At 63.9% G+C, this 20,936-nt stretch carries 23 protein-coding genes; 15 read left to right on the top strand and 8 right to left on the bottom strand.

Translation table 11 applies throughout. The features are described from left to right. Nucleotides 1-97: 97 nt before the first annotated feature. From PI87_RS01005 to PI87_RS00965, 9 genes are all read left to right on the top strand, one after another. A complete protein-coding gene (locus PI87_RS01005) occupies nt 98-847 on the top strand; it encodes an SDR family oxidoreductase (protein WP_039595823.1) in 750 nt (249 codons plus the stop codon). A 35-nt stretch (nt 848-882) separates the two neighbouring features. Next, nucleotides 883-1,755 (top strand): fumarylacetoacetate hydrolase family protein, encoded by an 873-nt coding sequence (locus tag PI87_RS01000; protein ID WP_039595822.1) that lies wholly within the window; start codon nt 883-885, stop codon nt 1,753-1,755. Nucleotides 1,756-1,790: 35 nt separating this feature from the next. Then, a complete protein-coding gene (locus PI87_RS00995) occupies nt 1,791-3,068 on the top strand; it encodes an L-fuconate dehydratase (RefSeq protein ID WP_039595821.1) in 1,278 nt (425 codons plus the stop codon). A 4-nt stretch (nt 3,069-3,072) separates the two neighbouring features. Next, nucleotides 3,073-3,969: an amidohydrolase family protein gene (locus PI87_RS29380; protein ID WP_039595820.1), complete on the top strand. Its 897-nt coding sequence runs from the start codon at nt 3,073-3,075 to the stop codon at nt 3,967-3,969. A 3-nt stretch (nt 3,970-3,972) separates the two neighbouring features. Beyond that, entirely contained in the window at nt 3,973-4,749 is a 777-nt protein-coding gene (locus PI87_RS29375) for an SDR family oxidoreductase (RefSeq protein WP_039595819.1), read from the top strand. Nucleotides 4,750-4,756: 7 nt separating this feature from the next. Further along, nucleotides 4,757-5,101: an L-rhamnose mutarotase gene (locus PI87_RS00980; RefSeq protein WP_039595818.1), complete on the top strand. Its 345-nt coding sequence runs from the start codon at nt 4,757-4,759 to the stop codon at nt 5,099-5,101. 49 nt (nt 5,102-5,150) lie between these two features. After that, on the top strand, nt 5,151-6,203 hold the full coding sequence (locus PI87_RS00975) for a porin (RefSeq protein WP_039595817.1): 1,053 nt from the start codon (nt 5,151-5,153) through the stop codon (nt 6,201-6,203). A gap of 185 nt (nt 6,204-6,388) precedes the next feature. Next, complete coding sequence (locus PI87_RS00970; RefSeq protein WP_039595816.1) at nt 6,389-7,606, top strand: DUF418 domain-containing protein; 1,218 nt, start codon at nt 6,389-6,391, stop codon at nt 7,604-7,606. Between the two features lie 127 nt (nt 7,607-7,733). Beyond that, nucleotides 7,734-9,122 (top strand): L-cystine transporter, encoded by a 1,389-nt coding sequence (locus tag PI87_RS00965; RefSeq protein WP_039595815.1) that lies wholly within the window; start codon nt 7,734-7,736, stop codon nt 9,120-9,122. Between the two features lie 115 nt (nt 9,123-9,237). Here the strand turns inward: PI87_RS00965 and PI87_RS00960 are convergent, their stop codons facing one another. Both PI87_RS00960 and pcaQ read right to left on the bottom strand, forming a co-directional pair. Beyond that, entirely contained in the window at nt 9,238-9,672 is a 435-nt protein-coding gene (locus tag PI87_RS00960; RefSeq protein WP_039595814.1) for a hypothetical protein, read from the bottom strand. Between the two features lie 475 nt (nt 9,673-10,147). Then, a complete protein-coding gene (gene pcaQ, locus PI87_RS00955; RefSeq protein WP_039595813.1) occupies nt 10,148-11,107 on the bottom strand; it encodes a pca operon transcription factor PcaQ in 960 nt (319 codons plus the stop codon). Between the two features lie 94 nt (nt 11,108-11,201). Here pcaQ and pcaH point away from each other — a divergent pair, with 94 nt between their 5' ends. From pcaH to thpR, 3 genes are all read left to right on the top strand, one after another. Beyond that, entirely contained in the window at nt 11,202-11,942 is a 741-nt protein-coding gene (gene pcaH, locus PI87_RS00950) for a protocatechuate 3,4-dioxygenase subunit beta (RefSeq protein ID WP_039595812.1), read from the top strand. Then, nucleotides 11,942-12,601: a protocatechuate 3,4-dioxygenase subunit alpha gene (gene pcaG, locus PI87_RS00945; protein WP_039595811.1), complete on the top strand. Its 660-nt coding sequence runs from the start codon at nt 11,942-11,944 to the stop codon at nt 12,599-12,601. Before pcaH ends, pcaG begins: the two co-directional genes overlap by 1 nt. A gap of 133 nt (nt 12,602-12,734) precedes the next feature. Further along, nucleotides 12,735-13,319, top strand: a complete 585-nt coding sequence (gene thpR / locus PI87_RS00940) for an RNA 2',3'-cyclic phosphodiesterase (RefSeq protein WP_039595810.1) — start codon at nt 12,735-12,737, stop codon at nt 13,317-13,319. Nucleotides 13,320-13,360: 41 nt separating this feature from the next. Here thpR and PI87_RS00935 read toward each other — a convergent pair whose 3' ends face one another. Further along, complete coding sequence (locus PI87_RS00935) at nt 13,361-14,056, bottom strand: DsbA family protein (RefSeq protein ID WP_039595809.1); 696 nt, start codon at nt 14,054-14,056, stop codon at nt 13,361-13,363. Nucleotides 14,057-14,069: 13 nt separating this feature from the next. Beyond that, nucleotides 14,070-14,951 (bottom strand): MBL fold metallo-hydrolase, encoded by an 882-nt coding sequence (locus PI87_RS00930; RefSeq protein WP_039595808.1) that lies wholly within the window; start codon nt 14,949-14,951, stop codon nt 14,070-14,072. 106 nt (nt 14,952-15,057) lie between these two features. Between PI87_RS00930 and PI87_RS00925 the strand changes: the two genes are divergently transcribed. Next, entirely contained in the window at nt 15,058-15,960 is a 903-nt protein-coding gene (locus tag PI87_RS00925; protein WP_039595807.1) for a LysR family transcriptional regulator, read from the top strand. A gap of 81 nt (nt 15,961-16,041) precedes the next feature. Here the strand turns inward: PI87_RS00925 and PI87_RS00920 are convergent, their stop codons facing one another. The 4 genes from PI87_RS00920 to PI87_RS00905 all read right to left on the bottom strand — a co-directional run bounded on the left by PI87_RS00920 (nt 16,042) and on the right by PI87_RS00905 (nt 19,387). Further along, nucleotides 16,042-16,869: an isocitrate lyase/PEP mutase family protein gene (locus PI87_RS00920; RefSeq protein ID WP_039595806.1), complete on the bottom strand. Its 828-nt coding sequence runs from the start codon at nt 16,867-16,869 to the stop codon at nt 16,042-16,044. Nucleotides 16,870-16,872: 3 nt separating this feature from the next. Then, nucleotides 16,873-17,544, bottom strand: coding sequence for a 2-hydroxychromene-2-carboxylate isomerase (locus tag PI87_RS00915; RefSeq protein ID WP_039595805.1), 672 nt, complete (start codon nt 17,542-17,544; stop codon nt 16,873-16,875). Beyond that, on the bottom strand, nt 17,537-18,376 hold the full coding sequence (locus PI87_RS00910) for a CmcJ/NvfI family oxidoreductase (protein ID WP_039595804.1): 840 nt from the start codon (nt 18,374-18,376) through the stop codon (nt 17,537-17,539). Before PI87_RS00910 ends, PI87_RS00915 begins: the two co-directional genes overlap by 8 nt. A gap of 66 nt (nt 18,377-18,442) precedes the next feature. Further along, complete coding sequence (locus PI87_RS00905) at nt 18,443-19,387, bottom strand: LysR substrate-binding domain-containing protein (RefSeq protein WP_039595803.1); 945 nt, start codon at nt 19,385-19,387, stop codon at nt 18,443-18,445. A gap of 137 nt (nt 19,388-19,524) precedes the next feature. On the opposite strand from PI87_RS00905, the gene PI87_RS00900 reads away from it, so the two are divergent. Together PI87_RS00900 and PI87_RS29815 are read left to right on the top strand one after the other, a co-directional pair. After that, entirely contained in the window at nt 19,525-20,751 is a 1,227-nt protein-coding gene (locus PI87_RS00900; protein ID WP_039595802.1) for an MFS transporter, read from the top strand. Further along, nucleotides 20,748-20,876, top strand: a complete 129-nt coding sequence (locus PI87_RS29815) for a hypothetical protein (RefSeq protein WP_269746591.1) — start codon at nt 20,748-20,750, stop codon at nt 20,874-20,876. Before PI87_RS00900 ends, PI87_RS29815 begins: the two co-directional genes overlap by 4 nt. Nucleotides 20,877-20,936: the final 60 nt, after the last annotated feature.

The following is a 20,936-nucleotide window of genomic DNA, read 5'->3' as shown; positions in this document are numbered from 1 at the left end:
CCTCTCTCTCTGAACGATGCGGTGTTCTAACCCAGTTGCCGGAATGGGCGGGTGCTGACTCGTTTCACACCTCGCCTCACACCGGTACGCAAACGCAATGAGACTCCAAGGAAAACGCATCCTCGTGACGGCGGCAGGGCAGGGTATTGGCCGTGCCAGCGCGATGATGTTTGCAAAGGAAGGCGCACAGGTGCTCGCCACCGACATCAACGCAGGCGCGCTTGCCACGCTGGCAGAGACGGCCGGCATCCGCACCCTGCGCCTGGATGTGACGGATGCCAACGCCGTTGCCGTTCTGGCGCGCGAAGAAGCCGCCTTTGATGCGCTGTTCAACTGCGCCGGCTTCGTGCACCACGGCAGCATTCTCGAATGCTCGGAAGACGACTGGGCATTCTCGTGGCAACTCAACGTGACGGCGATGTATCGGCTCACGCGTGCGCTGCTGCCCAAGATGCTGGATAACGGCGGCGCATCGATCATCAACATGGCTTCCGCCGCATCGAGCGTGAAGGGCGTGCCCAATCGCTTTGTGTATGGCGCCACCAAAGCAGCCGTGATCGGCATGACCAAGGCGATTGCCGCCGACTTTGTGGCGCGCGGCATCCGCTGCAATGCCATCTGCCCGGGCACGGTGGAATCGCCCTCGCTTGAGCAGCGCATTGCCACGCAGGCCCAGGAGCAGAACGTGTCCATCGACACCATCCGCGCGGCCTTCGTGGGGCGCCAGCCGATGGGCCGCGTCGGCACGGCCGATGAAATTGCCGCGCTGGCCACCTACCTGGCTTCGGACGAATCCCGCTTCACCACCGGCACGTGCTGTGTGATCGATGGCGGCTGGTCTAACTGATGCACTGATTGATTGCAGTCCACAACGATAACGTTATGAAACTCCTCCGCTACGGCCCTAAGGGCCACGAGAAACCCGGTCTGCTCGATGCTCAAGGCCAAGTGCGCGATCTGTCTGGCGTGATCGAAGACGTTGGCGGTACCGCGTTGCTGCCCGAGAACCTGGCCCGCCTGCGCACGCTCGACATCAGCAGCCTGCCCGTCGTCGATGGCACGCCGCAAGCTGGCCTGCCGAATGGTCTCCGTCTCGGCCCGTGCGTGGGCGATGTCGGCAAGTTCATCTGCATTGGCCTGAACTATGCCGACCACGCTGCCGAATCCGGGCTGGAAGTGCCGGCCGAACCGGTGGTCTTCGGCAAGTGGACGAGCGCCATCTGCGGCCCGGACGACGACATCGAGATCCCGCGCGATTCGGTCAAGACCGATTGGGAAGTCGAGCTGGGCGTGGTGATCGGCAAGGAAGGCCGCTACATCAGCGAGGCGGATGCGCTGTCGCACGTGGCGGGCTACTGCGTCATCAACGATGTGTCGGAGCGCGAATTCCAGATCGAGCGTGGCGGCACGTGGGACAAGGGCAAGGGCTGCGACACCTTCGGCCCGATCGGCCCGTGGCTGGTGACCGCCGACGAGGTGCCCAACCCGCAGGCGCTGCACCTGTGGCTGGAGGTGGATGGCCATCGCTACCAGAACGGATCGACGTCGACCATGGTGTTTGGCGTGGCCCATCTCATCAGCTATCTGAGCCGCTTCATGAGCCTGCAGCCGGGCGATGTGATTTCGACCGGTACGCCGCCGGGCGTGGGCCTGGGGCAGAAGCCGCCGGTCTACCTGCACGCTGGCCAGACCATCCGCCTGGGCATCGAAGGCCTCGGTGAGCAGCACCAGCGCACGGTGAACGCGCAAGGCTGAAGACTGAGCATTCCGCAATCCAGAACCACAGACACATGACCATCATCCGATCCTTGCGCGTGCTGGACGTGCGCTTTCCGACTTCCCAGCATCTCGACGGCTCCGACGCGATGAACCCGGACCCGGATTACTCCGCGGCCTACGTGATCCTGGAAACGGATCAACCGGGCCTGGAGGGCCACGGCCTGACCTTCACGATCGGGCGCGGCAACGAAGTGTGCTGCGCCGCCATCGAGGCGATGCGCCATCTGGTGGAAGGGCTTGACCTCGACTGGATTCGTGAAGACATGGGCCGTTTCTGGCGCCACGTCACCTCCGATAGCCAACTGCGCTGGATCGGCCCGGACAAGGGCGCTATCCATCTGGCCACCGGCGCTGTCGTCAATGCCGCGTGGGATTTGTGGGCCAAGGCCGAGGGCAAGCCGCTGTGGCGCTTGGTGGCCGATCTCACGCCGGAGGAATTCGTACGCTGCATCGACTTCCGCTACATGACCGACGGCATTACGCCCGAGGAAGCGCTCGATCTGCTGCGCAAGCAGGCGCCCGGCAAGGCTGCGCGCATCCGCACGCTCGAGGCAGAAGGCTATCCCTGCTACACCACCTCCGCCGGCTGGCTCGGCTATGACGACGACAAGCTGCGCCGCCTGTGTCGGGAAGCAGTCGACAGCGGCTTCCGCCATATCAAGCTCAAGGTCGGGCGTGATCTGAAGGACGACATCCGTCGTGTCTCCATCGCCCGCGAGGTGCTCGGGCCAGACCGCGAGCTGATGATCGACGCCAACCAGGTCTGGGAAGTGAACGAGGCCATCGACTGGGTGCGCGAACTCGGCTTCGCCAAGCCGTGGTTCATTGAAGAGCCGACCAGCCCGGACGACGTGGAAGGCCACCGCGCCGTGCGCAAGGCCATTGCCCCCGTCAAGGTGGCAACCGGCGAGATGTGCCAGAACCGCATCCTGTTCAAGCAATTCATCATGCGCGGCGCCATTGACGTGGTGCAGATCGATGCGTGCCGCCTGGGTGGCGTGAACGAGATTCTGGCCGTGCTGCTGCTGGCGGCAAAGTACGGCCTGCCGGTGTGCCCGCACGCTGGCGGCGTGGGCCTGTGCGAATACGTACAGCACCTGTCGATGATCGACTACATCTGCGTGTCGGGCACGCGTGAAGGCCGCGTGGTCGAGTATGTGGACCACCTGCACGAGCATTTTGTCGACCCGTGCGTGGTGCGCAACGCGGCGTATCTGCCGCCGCAGGCGCCCGGCTTCTCGATCACGATGAAGCCTGCTTCGCTCGAGCAGTACCGTTTCCGTGGCTGAGACGATGGCTGCCTCTGTTCTGCCTGTTCCGCGCATTGACGCGCACCAGCATTTCTGGCGCTATCGGCCAGAGGCCTATCCGTGGATCGGCCCCGGTATGGAAGTGCTGGCCACCAATCGGCTGCCGGAGGATCTGCTGCCCGAACTGCGCGAGCAACGGCTGGATGGTGCGATTGCCGTGCAGGCGCGCGGCGAGCAGGAAGAGACGCGCTTTCTGCTTGAGCTGGCCAACACGCACGACTGGATTTTGGGCGTGGTGGGCTGGGAAGACCTGTGCGCCGTCGATCTGGAGACGCGCCTGGAAGCGCTCAGCGGCGAACACAAGCTGGCCGGGTTCCGGCACGTGGTGCAAGACGAGCCCGACGCGGCGGCGTTTCTGTCGGCCCCGGCGTTCGACCGTGGCATCGCACTGTTGCAGGCTTGGGGCTACACGTACGACGTGCTGGTGTTCGGCCACCAACTGAAACCAGCGGTGGAGTTCTGCGGCCGGCATGGCAACCATTGGCTCGTGCTCGACCACCTGGGCAAGCCACCGCTGGAGGCCTTCGCACGTGATGCCGATGCGCTCGCACGTTGGAAGGCCGCGCTCATGCCGCTCAAGAACATGCCACACGTGGCCTGCAAGCTCTCGGGCCTGCTCACGGAAGCCGACTGGCGCAAGGGCGTGACCGTGCGCGATGTGCAGCACGCACGGCAATGCCTGGATGTGGCGCTCGACGTGTTCGGCCCGCAGCGCCTGATGTTCGGCTCCGACTGGCCGGTGTGCCTGTTGGCGGCGTCTTACGGCACCGTCTATGACGTCCTGCACGTCTGGGCCGAAGAGCGCCTGAGCCCCAGCGAGCGCGCAAACCTATGGGGTGGCACGGCCACCCGCTGCTACAACCTGCAACTCAAGGCTTGAACCATGGATTTGCATCTGCAAGACAAAGTCGTAATCGTCACGGGTGGCGCGGCGGGTATCGGCGCGGCCATTTCACTGCAACTGGCCGCTGAAGGCGCCATCCCAGTCATCTGCGGCAAGAGCCCGATGTCCGCCGAGTTCGAAGCCGAACTCATGCGCCGTCAGCCCAAGGCGCGCTTCTTCCAGTTCGACCTGGAGCAGGAAGTGGACTGCCGCGGCATGGTGGACGAGACAGCGCGCGCCTTCGGGCATATCGACGGCCTTGTGAACAACGCAGGCATCAACGACAGCATCGGCCTGGAGGCGGGCCGCGACGCCTTCGTGCGCTCGCTGGAAAAGAACCTGATCCATTACTACGTCATGGCGCATCTGTGCCTGCCGCACCTGAAAGCGAGCCAAGGGACCATCGTCAACATCTCGTCGAAAACGGCGGTGACGGGGCAAGGCAACACGAGTGGATACACCGCCGCAAAGGGTGCGCAGCTGTCACTCACGCGGGAGTGGGCGGCATCGTTGGCGCCGGATGGGGTGCGCGTCAACGCGGTAATTCCTGCAGAGGTGTTGACGCCACTGTACGAGCGCTGGATCGCCACGTTCGACAATCCCGACGCCAAACTGACGGCGATTGCATCCAAGATCCCGCTCGGCCAGCGCATGACGACGGCGGATGAGATCGCCAGCACCACGGTGTTCCTGCTCTCGGCGCAGGCGTCGCATACGACGGGGCAGTGGGTGTTTGTCGATGGTGGCTACACGCACCTCGACCGCGCCCTGACGTGAGGCTGCAATGCGCTATTGCCTTGCTCTTGACCTGAAAGACGACGCGGCGCTGATTGCCGCGTACGAAGCGCATCACCAGCGCATCTGGCCGGAGGTCGCGCGGCACCTGCGCAAGCACGGTGTGATCGGCATGGAGATCTACCGCGTGGGGACGCGCATGGTGATGCTCATGGACACCGACGATGCGATCTACAACGCCGATCGCATGGCCGAAGCGACCAGCACCGACCCCAAGCTCATCGAGTGGGAAACGCTGATGTGGCAGTTCCAGGCCCCAACGCCCTGGACGCCCGCCAGCCAGAAGTGGACACCGATGACCCGCATCTTCGATTTGCAGCAGCAACAGGAGTAGCAGTAGCAATACCGGCCGTGGCCGGCATGACACCAGAGAGGAGACGACAATGAAGAACCGAGCAACCTGGCCGCTGGGTGCGGCCATCCTGTGTGCGGCCGCCGGCGCGGCGCACGCACAGAGCAACGTCACGCTGTACGGCCGGGTGGTCGCAGGCGTGGATTTCCAGAGCAATGTGCAGACGGCGAATGGTTCGTCGGGCAGCCTGTGGCGGGGCGCCGATAACCAATGGGGCACCAGCATGTTCGGCCTGAAGGGCAGCGAAGACCTGGGCGGAGGGCTCAAGGGCATCTTCCAGCTCGAATCGGGCTTCGGTGCCACCAAGGGCCGCACGAACGGCGATGCGTTGTTCAATCGTCGTGCGTATGTGGGCCTGCAAAGCGGCTCGTGGGGCACGCTCACGCTGGGCAAGAACCAGCCGATTGCCGATGCATTGTGGGCGCTGGACCCGACCGGCCAGCAGTTCATCGGTTCGGCCACGCTGGTGCGCGGCCGCAACTGGCAGGGCAACAACAACATGGTGATGTACGAGACGCCCAACTGGGGTGGCTTCAGCGCGCAGGTGCTGACCAGCCTGGGTGAGCAGGCGGGCTCGTTCAGCAACCTGCGCAAGGATGCGATCTCGCTTACGTACACGGCGCCGACGTTTGAGTTGCGCGCCATCTACGACGTGGCCCGCGATGCCAACGGCAAGTACAGCGATCTCTTCAACACGTCGAAGGAGTTGACGCTCGGCGGCACGTACACCATCGGCGCGCTCAAGCTGTTTGCCGGCTACGAGAATCTCTCCGCCCCGGATGCCGCAGCCGGGGCGCCCACCAAGGCCAACCACTACTGGATCGGCGCCAACTACCAGCTCACGCCGGCGCTCACGCTCATCGGTGCGGGTTACCGCGTGAACGTCAACAACGGCGGCGGCAACGCCAACCTGTTCATGCTCGGCGCCAACTACAACCTGTCCAAGCGCACGCTGCTGTATGCAAGCGTGGGGACGGTGCAGAACAGCGCCACCGCCAACTTCTCGGTGGAAGCAACCAACAACAACCCTGCACCCGGCAAGAATCAGGTGGGCTTCTATACCGGCATCGCACACTCGTTCTGAGCGGCGTGACCTCCTGATCGCTCAGCGCCTTGTCAGCCCGCATGCGTGCGGGCTTTTTTTCGTTTGTGCGCCAGACTCTTGCAGCCGGCTGAGGGCATTGTGTGCACAGTCAGTGGGCCACAAGGCGACGCGTCAGCATGCGGAATATCCTGCGTTCCGTTCAAGCTGTCTTGTCGGAATCCGTCATGGCCCTGTCTTCAATCGAGCGTCAATCCAGTCTCGACGCGCTGCGCGGTTTTGCCCTGCTGGGCATCCTGGTCGTCAACATCATCGCCTTTGCAACGCCGTACTACGGCACCGGTGTGCCCGATCCGATGGCGCAGAGCCGTGTCAGTCACGTGGTCATGTACGGCATCGCCTTGCTGTTCGAGTGGAAGTTCTACCTGCTGTTCTCGTTCCTCTTCGGCTACAGCTTCACGCTACAGATGCAGTCGGCTGAGCGCGACGGCAAGGCATTCGTGCCACGCATGCTGCGGCGGCTTGCCGGGCTTTGGGTGCTTGGGCTGTTGCACGGCGTGCTGCTGTATCACGGCGACATCCTCACTACGTACGCGGTGGTGGGCGCTGCGCTGCTGATGCTGCGCAATCTGGCAGACAAGAAGCTGGCCAAGCTGGCGGTGGGCCTGATTGTGGGCACTGCCGCGGTGTGGGCCATCGTCGGCGTGCTTTCCGTGCTTGATGTCGATGCAACGCACGATTCAAAGGCGTTGGCGGAGATCACCTCGGCGCTCACGGCATTTCGCAGCACCCCCTCTGGCGTCATTGCCCAGCACGTGGAAGAGCTCAAGGGCGTGTGGGTTGTGACGGTGCTGATGCAGGCTCCGACCGCGTTGGCGATGTTCCTGATCGGGTGCATTGCAGGGCGGCGGGGGCTGTTCTCGGCATCGTCGCCAACCGCGGGCACCAGTACGCTGTTCAAGCAATGTCTGATTGCCGGTGTCTGCGTGGGCCTGCCGGCAGCGGTGGCGTATGCGTATGGCACAACCCGGCTGGCCGGCACACCGTGGGATCTGCTGGGCCTGTCGCTGAGCTTGCTGACGGCGCCGTTGCTGACCGCCGCGTACATCGGCGGGATGCAGTTGCTGTTCCGCAGCCGTTGGGGGCAGTGGTGGCTGCGCGTGCTGGCGCCGGCCGGGCGGATGGCGTTGTCAAACTACCTGATGCAGTCGCTGGTGTGCTCGGTGATCTTTCTGGCGTACGGGTTCCGCATGATGGGGCAGGTCGGGCCGCTGGGCACGCTGCTCATCGCGTTCGCCATCTTTGCGGTGCAAACGGTCATCAGCCGCTGGTGGCTGCAGCGCTTTGCGTATGGCCCGGTGGAGTGGCTGCTGCGCGCGGTCACGCATGGGCAGTTTTCGTCACTGCGCGCGGCGCGAGCGGGACGCGGGCAGCAGCCAGGCTAGGGCGGTTGCAGAAGCCACAGCGCATCGGTCGGCATGTTTTTGAGGCGACCTGTGCGCCGACGCCCTTTGTGCATCTGGCGTAAGATGCCGGCTCGATTTCGCTCGCAGCTTGCAACGCAAAGGGAAAATGAACGTTCCGCTTCTACTGAATATCGCGACTTTCGTCGCCATCCTGATCGCTCTGGGCCGCGTTAACGCGAACTGGAGCCTGGCGAAACGCGTGCTGCTGGGCATGGTGCTGGGCATCGTGTTCGGTCTGGTGCTGCACCTGATCTATGGCGACGACAGCGCGACGCTCAAGCAGTCGATCTCCTGGTTCAGCATCGTTGGCGGCGGCTACATTCAGCTGCTGCAGATGATCGTCATGCCGCTGGTGCTGGTCTCCGTGCTCAATTCGGTGGCCAAGCTCAACAGCACCGCGTCGCTGGGCAAGATCAGCGTGCTGACGATCGGCACGCTGCTGCTCACGACGCTGATCTCCGCGCTGGTCGGCGTGTTCGTCACCAACCTGTTTGGCCTGACCGCGCAGGGCCTGGTGCAAGGTGCGCAGGAAACCGCCCGGTTGACCGCGATCCAGGACAGCTACGTGGGCAAGGTGGCGGACCTCACGGTGCCGCAACTGCTGCAGTCCTTTCTCCCGAAGAATCCGTTTGCTGAACTGACCGGCGCCAAGCCCACGTCCATCATCGGCGTGGTGATCTTTGCGGCGTTCCTGGGTGTGGCTGCACTGAATCTGCTCAAGGACGACGCAGTGAAGGGCGAGCGTGTGCTGACGGCCATCGATACCGCGCAGGCCTGGGTCATGAAGCTCGTGCGACTCGTCATTCGCCTGACGCCCTACGGCGTATTGGCGCTGATGACCAACGTGGTGGCCGTGTCCAACGTGCAGGACATCATCAAGCTCGGCGGCTTCGTGGTGGCGTCGTACCTGGGGCTGGCGATCATGTTCGGCGTGCATGCCGTGCTGCTGACCGTCAACGGCATCAACCCGATCCGCTTCTTCCGCAAGGTGTGGCCGGCACTGTCGTTCGCGTTCACGAGCCGGTCGAGCGCCGCCACCATTCCGTTGAGCATCGAAGCGCAGACGCGCCGCATTGGCGTGCCGGAGTCGATCGCCAGCTTTGCGGCGTCGTTTGGCACCACCATTGGCCAGAACGGCTGCGCTGGCCTGTATCCCGCCATGCTGGCGGTGATGGTGGCGCCCACCGTGGGCATCAACCCGCTGGACCCCGTGTGGATCGCAACGCTGGTTGCCATCGTCACCCTCAGCTCAGTTGGCGTGGCGGGTGTTGGCGGCGGCGCCACCTTTGCCGCGTTGATCGTGCTGCCGGCGATGGGCTTGCCGGTAACGCTCGTGGCGCTGCTGATCTCCATCGAACCGCTGATCGACATGGGCCGCACCGCGCTCAACGTCAACGGCTCGATGACCGCCGGTACGATTACCAGCCAGTTGCTGCGGCAGACCGATCGCAGCGTGTTTGACGCCGGCGACGAGCCAGAACTGATGCATCGCTGATCTCTGCGCCAATACAGAAAATGCCGACCTTGTGGTCGGCATTGTTCTTTGAAAGCCCCAAGTGAAAAAGCGCCAACCGCTTCGGCCGGCGCTTTCGCTTGTCTGCGGGGACGCGTCAGCCGATGTTCGGCCCGGTCGGGATGAAGTCGATGACGACATCCGGCACCGTCACGATCTTGTCCCAGTTGAAGGCAAATTTGTTGAAGGTCTCCGGGTTGGGGATCCACAGCTTCTGGCCGTTGGTGACAAGGTAGACAGGTGAGCCGCTGCCCTTGGCCAGTACGGCGCCATTGGTGAGTGCCGGTCCGCGCGGGACGTTATCGACCAGGTAGTCGCTCACGATGATGCCGTCCCACGAGGCGAACAGGTTGGTGTACGTGGCCGGGTTGGGGATCCAGCGTAGTTGGCCGTGCAGAACCAGGTAGACCGGGGAGGAATTGCTGCCTGTGACCCGTTCTCCGTCGTACTTCGTCCAGTCGTTGACAGCCAATGCTTCCTTTGCCTGGTTTTCAGTTGCGTGCACGCGTTCAGCAAGAGATTGTTCCGTCATTGTGGCGCCTCGTTTAATGGGGTTGTCCTGGAGTCTGGGTGCCAAGGCATGAATGCACTTGGTCGGGTCATTATATTTTCCAGAAAATGTCGCGCCTCGCTATCTGGAACTAATCATTATTAGATTGGCAAGGCGATCCCACATGCATCGGAATTTTTTGAACGGCGGGTAGGTAATGTGAAAGGCAGGCGGGGGCTGTGCTTGCACTCAACTCATTGATTTTTCGATGTATATCCTGAAGGGGGCGACTGTCAGGGCAGGATGATGATCAATGTTGCATAGGCTGTTCAGGTGATTGCTGATATTTTCTTTGATCTGCTTTCAATAAAATTGATTGGCGATTTTCTGCCGTTTCAAACAGCGCACAATCAGGTTATTTTCATCGAATATTTTTGATGGCTAATGAAGTTGTTATTTAATTATCTGCGTCTTGCAAGCCGTTACGTTTACATATCGGTCGACTAACGTTGCAGGTTCAGCGGGTTTTTTCCGGAACGGCATGCGCAAGCGCGCGGAGGGTCTCCAAGAACGCATCAGCCAATTCGGTAGGCGTGGCGGCGCTGCGGCGCAGCAGGCCAACGGGTTCCCCGGTGCCGGGTGTCGGCAGATTGAGGCGCGTGAGCCAGCCTTGTGACAAATCATCCTGGGCGGCGCGCTCCGGCGTGATCCAGACCGCATCGGAGCGGCGGGCCAGCAGCCGCGCGACCGATACCGACAGCGTTTCCGTCACGCCCGCCGGCAGCCGCAGGCCGTGGGTCTGGAACAGCGCGTCGGTGTGATGACGAGGCACGGTGCCGGGCGTGGCAATCACCAGCGGATAGTCGAGCACCGCCTGCAGGGATGTCACACCATTTGCAGACGCGGCCAGCGGATGCTGTGGCCGCACAATCAGCGCAAGCGCTTCTGCATACAGCAACTCGAACGACAACCCCTGCATCATGGTCGGCTCGGCCATGCGGCCGACCACGAAATCGAGTTCGCCCGCTTTGAGCGCAGCCAGCAGTTCGGCATTGGTACCGGTGCGCAGGCGTACGCCGGCATGCGGGCGTTGCGCATGCAGTGTGGCAATCGCCTGGGGCAGCAGGCCGCTGGCCACCGTTGGCAGGGCGCCCACATGCACGACAGGGGTAGAGGCTTCGCCCGAACCCATCAACGCGGCGGTGGCAGATTCCAATGCCTGCGTCACCCCCACGGCGTGGCGCAGAAACTGCTCGCCGGCTGCGGTGAGCCGCGCCCCCTGGCGTCCGCGCTCGACCAACTGCACGCCAGCCAGCGCTTCCAGTTCGCCCAGCGTTTTCGATACCGCCGGCTGGCTCAGGTGCAGCCGCTCGGCGGCGCGCCGCAGGTTGCGCTCCTGCGCGATGGCGACAAAACAGCTCAGGTGGCGGAAGCGGATGCGCGAGGGCAGGTCACCGAGCAGGTCTGGTTTATCCATAACTTGGGGTTATCGATTTTTCGATCAGAAGTCAATTTACTTCACTTTTTGGCGGCGATACAGTCGTTCCCACAGATTCCAACGGAGACGCCCCATGACCCTGCCGCTTTCGGGTACCGGCGAGTTCGCCCAGCGCGATACCGCCCAGCACCCGCCCGCGCTCACCCCCGTGTACAAGACCAGCGTGCTGCGCTCGCCGCGCAACGCGCTCATCTCCACGCTCAATACGCTGTCGGAAATCACCGCACCGGTGTTCCACCCGGATGACCTCGGCGCACTCGACAACGACCTCATCCTCAACTACGCCCAGGAAGGCCTGCCGATCGGCGAGCGCATCATCGTGCACGGCTATGTGCGCGACGAATTCGGCCGCCCCGTGCCGAATGCGCTGGTGGAGGTGTGGCAGGCCAATGCCGGCGGCCGCTATCGCCACAAGAAAGACCAGTACATCGCGCCGATCGACCCGAACTTCGGCGGCTGCGGTCGCATGCTGACGGATGCCAACGGCTACTACGTCTATCGCACCATCAAGCCGGGCCCGTATCCGTGGCGTAACCGCATCAACGACTGGCGCCCCTCGCACATCCATTACTCGCTCTCGGGCGATGGCTGGGCGCAGCGCCTGATTACGCAGATGTACTTCGAAGGTGATCCGATGATCGCGCAGTGCCCCATCATCAAGACCATCCCCAGCGAAGAGCAGGTGCGCGGCCTGATTGCGCTGCTCGATACGGCCAACCATGTGCCGCTCGATGCGCGCACCTACCGCTTCGACATCACGCTGCGCGGCCGCCGTGCCACGCATTTCGAGAACGCTGTGCAAGGAGCCAAGTGATGACGATGACGACGACTCCGCCGTTTGCACATTTCAGTGAAACGGCCTCGCAGACGGGCGGCCCGTATGTGCACATCGGCCTTGCACCGCGCCAGGCCGGCTTCGACATCTACGAGAAAGAATTCGGCAACGTGTTGACCACGCCGGCCACGCGCGGTGAACGTATCGCGCTGGAAGGCCGTGTCTTCGATGGCACCGGGTCGCTCGTGCGCGATGTGCTGATCGAGATCTGGCAGGCCAATGCCGACGGCAAATACGCCCACCCCGCAGATCGCCAGGACAAGCCTGTCGATCCAGCTTTCCGCGGTTGGGGCCGGGCGGGCGCGGACTTCGACACGGGCGTCTACCGCTTTGACACCATCAAGCCCGGCGCCGTGGCCGGGCGCGCAAGCGCAGCGCAGGCACCGCATATCTGCATGATCCTGTTTGCGCGTGGCATCAATCTGGGGCTGCACACCCGCGTGTACTTCAGCGACGAGGTTGCCGCCAACGGCACCGATGCTGTGCTCAACGGCATCGAATGGGAAGTGCGTCGCAAGACGCTGATTGCCCATCGCAGCGAGCCGAATGGTGAGCGTGGCGAGGTGGTCTACACCTTCGACGTGCGCCTGCAGGACACGCCCGATGGTGGTGCGGAAACGGTGTTCTTCGACATCTGATCGATCGCTGCACCACATGCAACAACGCCCGGCGGGTTAGCCCCGTCGGGCGTTGTTTTTTGGCGCAATGCGCAAGACGTCATGCGTGTGTCGATAATGGAGGCCTTGATGCTTTACACGTGACACCAACGCTGTGACCCAACTCACCCTTCCCGGATTCGAAGCCACACCGCAGTTGCCTGCACATCGCGTGTTTCTGGCGATCAAGCCCGATGCCGCCACTGCAGAGCGCATTGCACGGTTGATTGAGCAGTTGCGGCCAGTAGTCGGGTTCAAAGGGAAAGCGCTACGCCCGGAGCGCCTGCACATCACGCTGCATCACCTGGGTGATTTTGTTCAACCGCCGGCTGAGGATCTTGTTGCGCGGGCGCGCCTGGCCGCCGAGCAGCTTGCGGCATCGCCCTTTGATGTCACGCTCGATCAGGTGGTGAGCTTTCATGGCCGACGTGACCATCGACCGTTCGTGCTGCTGGGCAGTGAAGGTGTTACTCAGCTGATGGCGTTTCAGCAGGCGCTGGGTGAGGCTTTGCGGCATGCCGGTGTGCCTGTGCCGCTTGGGCATTTCAAGCCGCACATCACGTTGCTGTATGACCGTGGCGGCTTTGCGCTGAAGCCGGTCGAACCCGTCACCTGGACGGTGCGCGAGTTCGTCCTCATCCATAGCTGGCTCGGCAAGACGCGCTACGACGAGCTTGGCCGTTGGGCACTCGGAGGCTGAGCTTCGCGCCCGCCGTTACGCACCGTTACGCGCCGCTACGTTTACGCGCAGCCATCGGGCCCACAGACAGGGCCGTCAGCTTCATTTGCCGGGGCCGGTGCGCCGATGTGCTGCGTCAGCGCTTGCGCCCATTGCTCCGGGCGGCCAAGCCACGGGCCGACGTCAATGGTGCCCAGGCGGCCCTCCGCATCTTCCAGTGCAAACGTCGGGTAGCCGTGGCCGCCCACGCGGTCCAGCCACTGCCGGCTCGCCGCGATGTGCTGTTGAGTGAGCGCACCGGCTTGCCGGGCGTATTCCGCGTCAAACGCCTCGGGCGACAAGCCCAACGCCACAGCCAACTCACGCAGCACCGGCAGGTCGGCAATGCGCCGGCCTTCTTCGTAATGCGCGCGTTGGACACGATGGATCATGTCCAACCCATGCCCGCCAAGCGCTTCGGCAGCCAGCACTGCGGTAATGGGTGGCTCCGAATCCATGACCGCGCTGGTGTCGCGCAGCAGGCTTTCAAAATACGGCGTGCCGAACGGCTGGCCGGTCATCTCGGCGATGCGGTGGTCGTGCGGCATCACGTAGTCGCGCCATTGGGGCGTGACCATGCGGCGGTTTGCGCCGGCCAGCATGCCGCCGCCATGAAAGACTACCGTCAGGCCCGGCACCGTGCGGGCGGCGTCCACCAGTGGTGCTGCGCCGTAGCACCAGCCGCACAGCGGGTCGAAGATGTAATGCAACGTCGTCATGAACAATCCTTGGTTACTGCGGCCACTTCATTTCACCCTTGATGACCTTGGCGCTCAACTCCAGCGAGGCATCACCGGGCAGCGAAGGGTACGCCGCTTTCATCGCCTGGATCAGGTCGGCTGAGTTGCTGGCGCGGGCAGCTTCCACCTCGAAGGTTTTCAGGTAGTCCGCCGTAAAGCGTACCGCTTCCAGCCCCTTGGGCATCGGGCCGGTGAAGTGCCCGGGCACCACCGTGGTCGGCTGGAGCGCGGTGATGTTATCGAGCGTTTGCAGCCAGCCCAGGCGCGATTCGCGCGTTTGCGTGTCGGCTACCCATACGTGGTCGCCGTGGTTGACCACCACGCCGCCGGCCACGGTCTTGAGCGACGGAATCCACAGATACGTGCGGGCTGGGTTCGGACCGTTCAGGCCCTTGATCTCGATGGTGCGGCCTTCCAGCGTGAGGTGGTCTGCATGCAGCACGTCGGGCAGCACAAGTGCCTTGGGCGCGTTGTCTTTCAGGATCGGGCCCCAGTAGGCCAGCTTGCCGTTCATCGATGCCTGGATGGCTGCAACGGTTTGCGGCGTGGCCACGATCTTCGCCTTCGGGAAGGCCGCACGGATGACGTCCAGCCCAAAGTAGTAATCCGGATCACTCTGGCTGATGTAGACGGTGGTGAGTGTCTTGCCGCTGGCTTTGAGTTTCTGCACCAGCGCTTCGGCATCGCTGCGCTGGAATTGCGCGTCGATCAGGATGGCCTCGTGCGCGCCGGTGATGATTTCTGACGACACCGGGAACACGCCCTTGTCACCGGGGTTGTAGACCTCCAGGTGCAGCGGCGCCGGGGCGGCGGCATGGGCAATGAGACCGGCGCTGACAAGGCCGGCGGCAAGCAGGGTACGGATCAAGGTCATCGGACGCTCCTGGGTAGGTGTGATGGCAATGTCGCCACTGTACGTTGCTTGATTCGATCGAAAAACCACCTAAGATGCGCATATTTGTTTCGCGGATCGATCAAATATGGACCGAATCAAGGCAGCTGAGGTGTTCGTTGCGATTGTCGAGCGTGGCAGCCTGAGCGGTGCTGCAGAGGGGCTCGACATGTCGCGGGCCATGGTCACGCGCTATCTGGCGCAAATGGAGGACTGGTCAGGCTCGCGCCTGCTGCACCGGACCACGCGCCGCATCGGCCTGACTCCTGCCGGTGAGGCCACGCTCGCGCGCTGCCGCCAGATTGTGGAGATCGCAGCGCAAATGATGGTGGCCGATGGCTCCGAAGCCGATACCCCACGCGGGCTGCTGCGTATCGCGTGCGCGCAATCGCTCGCGCAGGAGGTGCTGAGTGCGGCGGTGACGGCCTACCTGCGGCGCTATCCGCAGACGGCCGTCGACCTCGTGGTCGACAACCGAACCATCAACCTCGTGGAAGAGCGCATCGATCTTGCCGTGCGCATCACCAATGATCTGGACCCGAACCTGATCGCGCGGCCGCTGGGCAAGTGTGAGTCGGTGGTGGTGGCCGCGCCGTCGTATCTGGCCGCGCATGGCGTGCCGCGCCGGGTTGAGGATCTGGCCGTGCACAACTGCCTGACGTACTCGTATTTCGGCAAGAGTCTGTGGAAGTTCACCGACGCAAAGACGGCCGCGCCGTCCGATGTGCCGGTGAGCGGCAACCTGAGTGCGAATGAGTCGATGGCGCTGCTGGCGGCGGCCAGGGAGGGTGCGGGTGTGGCGCTGCAGCCCGTGTTTGCCGCGGCGCCGCTCATCGCTACCGGCCAACTTGTGCGCCTGCTGCCCGAGCATGTGCCGCAAGCGCTCGGTATCCACGGGGTGTACAGCTCGCGCCGGCAGATGCCTGCGGCGTTGCGGGCGATGCTGGATTTTCTGGTGGACTGGTTCAAGGTGCTGCCGGGCGCAGCATGAACGATGTGCGAAGGGCGCCATGAAGCACCCCCGCCAAGGCGATACGCACAGGGCATCACCTTGGCGTGACAACCGTGAATGTCAGACGAACGGCGCAAACAGCCCGTTGAGCTTGGCCCCGCTGGCAGCATCGCGCGCAAAGTCGAAGGTGCCCTTGGTCCGTAGCTCTTCCGCTGCGCGCAGGAACGCCCCTTGTGCCGCACGTGCGAGTGCGGCGCCCACGCTGATGCGCTTGACGCCCAGTTCGGTCAGCTCCGCTACGCTCAGGTTGCCATCGGCAAAACCCATCATCACGTTGAGCGGGCGGTCGATCTCGCGCAGCACCGTAGCGATCTCTTCTCGCGTTTTCAGGCCGGGGGCGTAGAGCACGTCGGCGCCGGCATCCTGAAAGGCCTGCAGGCGGCGGATGGTGTCGGCCAGGTCGTTGCGGCCGTGCAGGTGGTTTTCTGCGCGTGCGGTGAGCGTGAAGGGAAACGGCAGCGAGCGTGCGGCTTCCACGGCAGCGCGTACGCGTTCGACCGAGGCCTCCAGCGGATAGATGGGCGCATCGGCATAACCCGTGGCGTCTTCAATCGAGCCGCCCACGATGCCAGTGGCGCCCGCCAGGCGGATGGTCTCGGCCACGGTCTCGGGGGCATCGCCAAAGCCGTTTTCCAGGTCGGCGGCCATCGGCAGATCGGTTGCCGCAGCCAGGTCGGCTACGTGCGCGAGGATGAGGTCGCGACCCACGCCGTAGTCGGGCAGCCCGCGCGAGAAGGCAAAACCCGCGCTGGTGCTGGTGAGCGCCTCAAAGCCCATCGTCGCCAGCAGCCGGGCCGAGCCCGGGTCCCACGGGTTGGGGATGACGAAGGTGCCGCTGCGCTCGTGCAGCGCGCGGAAGGTGTGGGCTTTTTCGATCTGAGTCGGCATAGGCTATCCGGTGTGGAGTGGATGGGGGTTGGACTGCAAAGCTGCGGCGCAGGCGAGCGCGTCGTCCAGGCGGTCATTGCCCCAGAACATCGCGTCGCCGACAAAGAACGTGGGCGCGCCAAAGATGCCACGAATCTGCGCGGCGTGCGTTTGCTCGCGCAGGCGCTGCTTGTTGGCGTCGGATTGGGCTTCGGTCAGGATCGCTTTCGCGGGCAAGCCCAGTGCGGTCAGCTCTTCGCTCACGGCTTCGGGCGTGTTGATGTCGCGGTCCTGCGCGAAGTTGCGCAGCATGATGCGTTGGCAGAACGCGCCGATCCAGGGCTGGTCCGCCCCCACCAGCGCGACGCGCAGTGGCAGCACGGAGCCGCTCGGGAAGGTGCTGGGCCGTGTCCACGGCACGCCGATCTTCTGGCATTCGCGAGCGATGTCCTGCCACATGTAATCGCCCTTGGCCTTCTGCAGCATGAACGGTGAGTTGCTCCAGCCGAACGACTGGAAGATCGGCCCAAGCAGAAACGGCTTCCAGCCGATGCGTACATCCAGGCGAGTGGCAGCGGCCTCGATACGCATCACGCTCAGGTAGCTGTAGTTGCTGGCGAAGTCGAACCAGAACTCGATAGTGGGTGTGGGCACGAGGGCCTCCCAGGTCGCGTTGTAGGGGACGGGCTTAGTCATAGACCACCAGGCAGCGGATTTCGATGCTCTCGCGCGGCGGCGTGCCGGCCGGCGCATCGGGGTGGACGAACGCGGCGTGCGGCGTGAAGCGCGCGACACCACTGACCTGCGAGTCGTACTGCTTGAAGACCAGCGCTTCGTGCCGGTCGATGGCTGACGCATACCACCAGCGGTGGTGCGGGTTGTGCGTGGCGAGGTACAGCTCGCCGGTACGCGTGGGGTAGCGGATTTCAGCGGCGACGAGGTCAGCGACATTCACGCTGCGCGCATCGCACAGGGCCAGCGGCGTGTCGAGCACCGGCCCGCGGATCGAGCGCCAGATGTTGACGATGCTGTAGCGCCTGACTGCGGCGGCCCGTGCCGGGTCGGTTAGCACACGGCCCAGGCGCAGGCGGCCGGAGGTTTCGGTGTAGTCGTTGTGGATGCGGCCCACGGCGGAGGGCGCGCCGTCGCCTTCGCGCCCGAAGGTGAGGGCAGGGCGGTTCGGGTCGCGTCGGCGGACCAGGTGGTCGAACACATAGGCGCCGCGCGCGCCTGTGGCGGCAAGGGCAAGCTCAGTGGCTTCTGCGTAGTAGATGGCGCGGATGGCATTTTCGTCGCCAAAGTCCGTCACGCGCGTGGGTGCATCGGCAAGGATGAAGCCGTTGCGCTCCAGTTCGGGTGCTTGCGCCGTGCGCATGTCGGCGATGCTGACGTCGCGCAGTTCGTATTCGCAGGTCTGCCATGGCTCGCCGGCGGGCGGCGGGTACATGTAGTTGATGGGGTAGGGGCCGTCGGGTTTGACGTAACTCAGGCCGCCAACCACCGTTTGCGGTTGGGTACGGGTGTCCATGCAGCCTCCAACGTGGGTGTCGTTGGCTGCATTACACGTGCTGCACCGCGTGCGCTCAAGCGCATTTCATGCAAGTTCGGATGCGCCAGGCGCATGCGAAACCTGGGCGGCGGCTTCGGAGCGAATCCATTCAGCCACGTCACGCACGTCACGGCGCGGGTTGGGTTCGGATTGAATCAACCAGTACGCATGCGTATTGCGCACGCCAGGGGCCGTGGTCGGAACAATCGCCAGACGGCCATCGGCCAGCAGGGGCGCAATCAGTTCCAGCCGCCCAAGCGCAATGCCCTGGCCCGCCACCGCCGCGTGGATGATCTGGTCGTGCTGGTTGAAGCGCAGCACGGTGCGGGGCTTGGCGTGGCTCCAGCCGGCTTCCGCCAGCCAGTCGGTCCACTGGAGCCAGGGGCGGCGCAAGTCACGGTCGTCGAAGTCGAGCAAGGTCTGGCCGGCCAGCGCATCGGCGGAGTCGATCGAACGCAGCCCCAGTGATGGGTGCGCGACCGGCGCCACCGTTTCGCCAAACAGCCGAATCGCCCCGGGCGGCGCATCGCCGGGCGGACAGTAGCGGATGGCCAGCTCGATCCCTTCGCTCTTCAGGTCGACGAGCCGGTTGTTGGTGGCGACGCGGACGTCGATGTCCGGGTACTGCTGCTGAAAGCGCGCCAGGCGCGTCAGCAGCCACAGGCCAGTCACGCCGATGCTGGCGGTGATCGTCACGGGCCGGCGTTCTGCGGCCACGCGGATCGCGCCGATGGCGTCCTGCAACTGCTGCACGGCGCTGTCGGCGCTGCGGAACAGGCGTTCGCCCTCCGGCGTGAACGCGATTGAGCGGTGCCCACGCACCAGCAACTTCACGCCCAGCGTCTCTTCCAGCACTGACACCTGCCGGCTCACGGCCGATTGCGTCAGGCACAGGTCATCGGCGGCCAGCGTGATGCTCATGCGGCGGCCTACGGCCACGAAGCCGCGCAGCAGATCCAGCGAGGCCAATCGAACCAACGGTGTCGACATGCGTTTTCCTCATGTGAAGCGTTCTCAAAGATCAATTGAGAAGGCACGTTTGACGAAGTTTAATAAGCCATCGGGCGACATTCCAGCTAAACGCACGCTTGCAAAATGGGAATGCCAGCCGCACAGGAGAAACATCCATGACATCGAAATCTCTCGCGCAATCGCCCTGGCTACCGGTACTGGCCGGCGGGGCGGTGATCGGCCTAGCGCTGGGCATTCGTCACGTGCAGGGCCTGTTTCTGGTGCCCATTACGATGGGCCACGGCTGGACGCGTGAAACCTTTGGCCTGGCCATCGCGCTGCAGAACCTGATCTGGGGCGCGGCGCAGCCGTTTGCCGGCATGCTGGCGGACCGCTATGGCGCTGCCAAGGTGGTGGTGGCGGGCATTGCCGTCTATGCGCTGGGCTTGGTGCTGATGGCACATGCGGGCACGCCGCTGGGCTTTACGCTGTCAGCAGGTGGGTTGATCGGCATCGGGCTGTCGGGCACGTCGTTTGGCGTGGTGTACGGCGCGATCAGCCGGCTCACCCCGCCCGAACGGCGTAGCTGGGCGCTGGGCGTGGCAGGGGCGGTAGGCGGTGTCGGCCAGTTCATCATGGTGCCGACGGCGCAGGGTCTGCTGAGCAACGTTGGGTGGGTGACAGCGCTGGTGGTCATGGCTGTGGTGATGGCAGTGTTTCTGCCGTTGGCCGCGCCGCTGCGCGAGAAGGCATCCACAGCCGTCGCGCAGGAAGCGCACCAGAGCATGGGCGCAGCCATTCGCGAGGCCTTCGCGCATCCGGGTTTCTGGCTGTTGAACCTCGGCTTCCTGACGTGTGGCTTCCAACTCGCGTTCATTGGTGCGCATATGCCGGCGTATCTGCTCGACAAGGGGCTGACTGCGCGGCACGGGATGATTGCGCTGGCCCTCATCGCGGCAGCCAACATCATCGGTACGTACTACTGCGGGGCGCTGGGCGGGTTGTTCCGGCGCAAGTATCTGCTGTCGTTGCTGTACCTGATCCGTACGGCGGCGATCGCGCTGTTCATCCTGCTGCCGCTGTCGCCGATCACGTTGTATGGGTTTGCCATCGTGATGGGGCTGCTGTGGCTGGGCACGGTGCCGTTGACCAACGGGTTGCTGTCGCAGGTGTTCGGGGTGCGCTATATCGGCACGTTGTTCGGCTTCGTGTTCCTCGGGCACCAGATCGGGGCGTTCCTGGGCGTGTGGCTGGGCGGTGTGGTGTACGACCACCTGCATTCATACGACACGATCTGGTTTGGTGCGATGGTGCTGGGCGTGGTGGCTGCGCTGCTGCACTGGCCGATCGATGACCGCCAACTGGCGCGCACGCCGATGACAAAACTGGCAGGTGCGGCATGAGCGGGCAACTCAAGGGTTGTGCGGCATGGGCGCTGGCGGCGGCTGGCGCTGCGCTGATCTTCTCGGCGTGGTTGACGCCGGAGGGGGCGTTCTCCTTTGTGACGTTGGCATCCTTCTGCGGGTAGAACGACGCAAACGCCCGATTTGTGAAACAATATCGGGTTAATCACTTAGTGGGTACTGGT

Origin of the sequence: Ralstonia sp. A12 (genome assembly GCF_000801955.1) — a bacterium.
Taxonomy (GTDB): Bacteria; Pseudomonadota; Gammaproteobacteria; order Burkholderiales; family Burkholderiaceae; genus Ralstonia.
Note: the sequence above shows the minus strand (reverse complement) of the source record. Positions and strands in the feature narration are given on the sequence as shown.

Bases quoted from the DNA above. Each gene is read 5' to 3' on its own strand.
- PI87_RS00910 (WP_039595804.1), bottom strand. From the start codon at position 18,376: ATGGACACCCGTACCCAACCGCAAACGGTGGTTGGCGGCCTGAGTTAC.
- PI87_RS01000 (WP_039595822.1), top strand. From the start codon at position 883: ATGAAACTCCTCCGCTACGGCCCTAAGGGCCACGAGAAACCCGGTCTG.
- PI87_RS00965 (WP_039595815.1), top strand. From the start codon at position 7,734: ATGAACGTTCCGCTTCTACTGAATATCGCGACTTTCGTCGCCATCCTG.
- PI87_RS00970 (WP_039595816.1), top strand. From the start codon at position 6,389: ATGGCCCTGTCTTCAATCGAGCGTCAATCCAGTCTCGACGCGCTGCGC.
- PI87_RS29375 (WP_039595819.1), top strand. From the start codon at position 3,973: ATGGATTTGCATCTGCAAGACAAAGTCGTAATCGTCACGGGTGGCGCG.
- PI87_RS00935 (WP_039595809.1), bottom strand. From the start codon at position 14,056: ATGACGACGTTGCATTACATCTTCGACCCGCTGTGCGGCTGGTGCTAC.
- PI87_RS00915 (WP_039595805.1), bottom strand. From the start codon at position 17,544: ATGACTAAGCCCGTCCCCTACAACGCGACCTGGGAGGCCCTCGTGCCC.
- PI87_RS00925 (WP_039595807.1), top strand. From the start codon at position 15,058: ATGGACCGAATCAAGGCAGCTGAGGTGTTCGTTGCGATTGTCGAGCGT.
- PI87_RS00900 (WP_039595802.1), top strand. From the start codon at position 19,525: ATGACATCGAAATCTCTCGCGCAATCGCCCTGGCTACCGGTACTGGCC.
- PI87_RS00905 (WP_039595803.1), bottom strand. From the start codon at position 19,387: ATGTCGACACCGTTGGTTCGATTGGCCTCGCTGGATCTGCTGCGCGGC.
- PI87_RS00920 (WP_039595806.1), bottom strand. From the start codon at position 16,869: ATGCCGACTCAGATCGAAAAAGCCCACACCTTCCGCGCGCTGCACGAG.
- PI87_RS00930 (WP_039595808.1), bottom strand. From the start codon at position 14,951: ATGACCTTGATCCGTACCCTGCTTGCCGCCGGCCTTGTCAGCGCCGGT.
- PI87_RS00960 (WP_039595814.1), bottom strand. From the start codon at position 9,672: ATGACGGAACAATCTCTTGCTGAACGCGTGCACGCAACTGAAAACCAG.
- pcaQ (WP_039595813.1), bottom strand. From the start codon at position 11,107: ATGGATAAACCAGACCTGCTCGGTGACCTGCCCTCGCGCATCCGCTTC.
- pcaH (WP_039595812.1), top strand. From the start codon at position 11,202: ATGACCCTGCCGCTTTCGGGTACCGGCGAGTTCGCCCAGCGCGATACC.
- PI87_RS29815 (WP_269746591.1), top strand. From the start codon at position 20,748: ATGAGCGGGCAACTCAAGGGTTGTGCGGCATGGGCGCTGGCGGCGGCT.
- PI87_RS00980 (WP_039595818.1), top strand. From the start codon at position 4,757: ATGCGCTATTGCCTTGCTCTTGACCTGAAAGACGACGCGGCGCTGATT.
- PI87_RS00975 (WP_039595817.1), top strand. From the start codon at position 5,151: ATGAAGAACCGAGCAACCTGGCCGCTGGGTGCGGCCATCCTGTGTGCG.
- PI87_RS00995 (WP_039595821.1), top strand. From the start codon at position 1,791: ATGACCATCATCCGATCCTTGCGCGTGCTGGACGTGCGCTTTCCGACT.
- PI87_RS29380 (WP_039595820.1), top strand. From the start codon at position 3,073: ATGGCTGCCTCTGTTCTGCCTGTTCCGCGCATTGACGCGCACCAGCAT.
- pcaG (WP_039595811.1), top strand. From the start codon at position 11,942: ATGACGATGACGACGACTCCGCCGTTTGCACATTTCAGTGAAACGGCC.
- PI87_RS01005 (WP_039595823.1), top strand. From the start codon at position 98: ATGAGACTCCAAGGAAAACGCATCCTCGTGACGGCGGCAGGGCAGGGT.